At 37.2% G+C, this 3,529-nt stretch carries 2 protein-coding genes and 2 pseudogenes; all 4 read right to left on the bottom strand.

What is annotated here, in order from left to right; all coding sequences use genetic code 11:
* Window positions 1-374, bottom strand: a pseudogene (locus VFS71_RS10485) (beta-mannanase); the annotation flags it as partial.
* Between the two features lie 153 nt (window positions 375-527).
* Window positions 528-1,784, bottom strand: coding sequence for a glycoside hydrolase family 26 protein (locus VFS71_RS10480; RefSeq protein WP_326401164.1), 1,257 nt, complete (start codon window positions 1,782-1,784; stop codon window positions 528-530).
* A gap of 8 nt (window positions 1,785-1,792) precedes the next feature.
* Window positions 1,793-2,977: an AGE family epimerase/isomerase gene (locus VFS71_RS10475; protein WP_326401162.1), complete on the bottom strand. Its 1,185-nt coding sequence runs from the start codon at window positions 2,975-2,977 to the stop codon at window positions 1,793-1,795.
* 2 nt (window positions 2,978-2,979) lie between these two features.
* Window positions 2,980-3,529, bottom strand: a pseudogene (locus VFS71_RS10470) (glycosidase); the annotation flags it as partial.

The raw sequence follows: 3,529 nt of genomic DNA, 5'->3' as shown, positions 1-3,529 counted from the left end.
TTTCCCATTTCGGCGATAAGGAAATCCAGACCGTCAAGTAAGTCTTGGTCGTATTTTCCCTGTTCGTATTGCAAAGCCGGACGAACTGTATAATCATATTTTCCACCATCTCCACCCACCAAAATTCGAAGGTTGTCGATGCCGTTCTTCTGCATCAAATCCAGTTCACGAATCAATCTTTTTCGGTCGCCTATTTTCTTAGAAGCCAGCAAACTTCCATACCAGTAATTGGTTCCAATGTACGAATATGGCTTGTCTCCTTTGTAAAACTGAGTTCCTTTCACAGTGATTCTGGCCTGTTGTTTTTGGGCCTCACAAGTAATACTTACCATGCAAAAAAGAGTCAAAGCTATTTTTAATAGTGATTTCTTCATAATTGATTTATTTTTTTGGAGCTTTGTACTGCTATTCGTTGCAATCTTTTTGAGGTTGAAAAAACCTCAAAAAAGGATTTCCACTACTATCAGGGCTAGGGCATTCCGTTTATGATCTTATTTACTGCAAATTCTAAAAATATTTTGCTTGGCTTAATTAGGCAAAACATACATACTAGGCAACGTATTCACCAAAGCCGATTTAGATTTGGTTGCAAAAGTTTTAAAATCTGCTGCATTCGATGCAGTTGGCGTTGGAACCCAATATCCGTCTAGATTATTATTCCAAAACATGATATAACTTATCTGAATGTTATTTGCTGTTAGTGCACTGTACAGATAAGTTGAAAACCAATTGGTAACTGGTGAAACCGTTGCTGTAACTCGATAACCTGTTTCGGTCATCGCGGCAATTTTTACTTTGGTAATGGCTAAATCAGAAATCATTTTTAGTTTGGCATTGGCTTTGTCAGCTCCAGTTTGTCCTAGGTTGTTAAAATCCCCATAATTGTCCATTCCTAAAACATCTACATAGGTATCACCTGGATAATGACTCAAATAATTGGTCGATGTGGAGTAGGAGTTATCAGGGGAAAAGGCATATAAAATATTGTGTACTCCTTTGGTATCTCTTAAATAAGTCACTATAAATTGGTACGCCGTTTTGTATTCTTCAGGAGAGCAGAAATCAGCGCCCCACCAAAACCAACTTCCATCAAACTCATGGAAAGGTCTGAAGATAAAAGGAATTAATTCACCTTTACTTCCTTTTAGTTTTGAAGAGAAATCAGCTACCTGATCTAATTTTCCTTTGAACCAGTCGTGTTCTGTACCTCCTGGCAAAATACTTCTAAAAAAAGTGCTTTTATCAGCGTCAAACATCGAGCTGGCATAAAATGTATATTCTTCGTTGTCCGTTGCTGGATAATTTTTGTTTTTCGGACCTCTCAAATGCCACGAAACAGTGTTAATTATTCCTTTTGCGTAAGCGTTTTTTATCTGGGTGGCATTTTTAACTTCTTCCTGATAGAACCAATTACTGTCAGTGCCATCGTTTCGGATGTCGGTGACAAAGGACAAGTCAGATCCCACAATTGCAGGGTCGTTTCCTGTTGTCTTTTTTATGTCAGAGTCGCCACCAGCATCTTTATAAAAAGAAAGAAAAGCATCTTGTTGACCTACAGCAAACTTAGTTTTTGCCAATTTCTTTAGGTTATAAAATAAAGCAACCGTTTCTGCAGTGGCATTTTTGTCGACCATATAGGTTTTTACGTTTTGTGTTGTAAGGGCATCAGTAACTTCTACAGGAGGAACTACAACTACCGGATCGGGTTTTGGGTCGTCTTTCGAACAACTGCTAACCACAATTATAAAACTGGTAACTATGCTTTTTAGGAGTAGGTTTTTCATGTTGTCTTTTAAATTCTGTGAATTAATTCAATGCATGCTCTGCTATTGTGATAAGGGCATTTCCAGAATCCAGCTTTGTCCTTTTCCATGGTGGAATAATCAGCATAAACTCCCCAAAACCATTCTCCTTTTTCTTGGTCAATAATATACTTTTGAGTGAAGTCCCAGTTTTTGAAAACAATATTCAAGTACTCCTGTTTTCCGGAAAGTTGCCAGGCAGTAAAATAGCCAATCATCAATTCGGCTTGTGGCCACCAGTGTTTTTCGGCCATCAATTCTTTGGTTTCTGGATCATATTCATACCATAATCCACCATCTGAATCTATTCCTTCTTTGGTAACATCTGCAATTTGAATGGCATGTTTTTTATAATTGGCAATTAATGTCGAATCTCCCGAAATTTCTGCGCATTGTAACAAAAGCCAAGCTGCTTCAATATCATGTCCATAGGAAATAACATCTTTCTTTTCTACCCAATTTTCATCAAAAAACAATCGTAAATGCCCCGTTTCGGTATTGATAAAATGCTTTTCGATGGTTTCCAGTAATTCAACAATGACTTTTCGTAACGATTCGTCTTTCCAAACTTTATATAAATTGGCATACCCTTCTACGATATGCAAATGGGTATTCATTGTTTTCTTTTCGTTGGCATCTTTTTCGCTCAAGCGCAAGTCTTCAATGGGTTGCCAGTCACGCGTAAATGCTTCCAGATAACCTCCTTTTGAGGCATCGTAACTGTATGTTTGAATTTTTTGATACAAAGCAATGGCTATTTCCAATGCTTTTTCATCTTTGGCAACCGAATAATATTCGCTCAACCCATAAATGACAAAGGCCAAGGCGTAAATCTGGTTTTTGGTGTCTTTTGGCGTTCCATCATAATTGATACTCCAAAAAAGACCTCCAAATTCAGTGTCGTAAAAATATTCTGAAATGTATTCAAAAGCTCGTTTTGCGGTATCTAAGTGTTCTTTGTTATTTGAAATTTTGTAAGCTGCAGAAAAGGTCCATAGTAATCTTGCATTCAATACAGAACCTTTCTCCGCTTCATTTTTTGTGTTATTATTGTAATCTATTTGACCAATGAAACCTCCATTTTTTGTATCAACAGTATTTTCCATCCAATAGGAAAGGATACTTTGGAGCTCAAGCTTTAATTCTATTTTTAGATTTTTTAAATCGGTTTGCACAATTATGAAATTTCTTTGTTTTTATTCACTTGTTTGATAATTGTATTAACAGAGCCCGCAGAAGTTAAGGTGTCTTCGGGTGTATTGATAACATAATCCACAAGTTTATCTACAGATGAAACTGCCACGTGCATTCTGGTGTCTGAAGAAGCATAATAGATATAAACAGTTCCGTCTTTGTCTTCAATCCATCCATTTGAAAATAAAACATTTGAAACGTCTCCAACTCTTTCTATACCCTCTGGGGCCATAAAATGTCCGGCAGGAGCATGTGTTACTTTTGCAATATCATTCAAATCGGTCATGAACATATATAGTGTATAGCGCAAACCAGCAGCAGTATTGCGAACTCCGTGAGCTAAATGTAACCAACCTTTTTCAGTTTTGATAGGAGCAGGTCCAAGGCCATTCTTCAATTCATATACTGTGTGATATTGTTTTCCATAAATGATTTTTTCCTCATTTACGACTGGATTGTTCATGTTTTCCACAAAGCCAAGTCCAATTCCACCACCGTTCCCTACGTCAATAAAACCATCTTGCGGACGAGTG

The sequence above is a fragment of the Flavobacterium sp. genome (assembly GCF_035760125.1).
In the GTDB taxonomy this organism is placed as follows: Bacteria; Bacteroidota; Bacteroidia; order Flavobacteriales; family Flavobacteriaceae; genus Flavobacterium.
Note: the sequence above shows the minus strand (reverse complement) of the source record. Positions and strands in the feature narration are given on the sequence as shown.

Excerpts from the sequence above, each read along its gene's own strand:
- VFS71_RS10480 (WP_326401164.1), bottom strand. The coding sequence starts at position 1,784 with ATGAAAAACCTACTCCTAAAAAGCATAGTTACCAGTTTTATAATTGTG.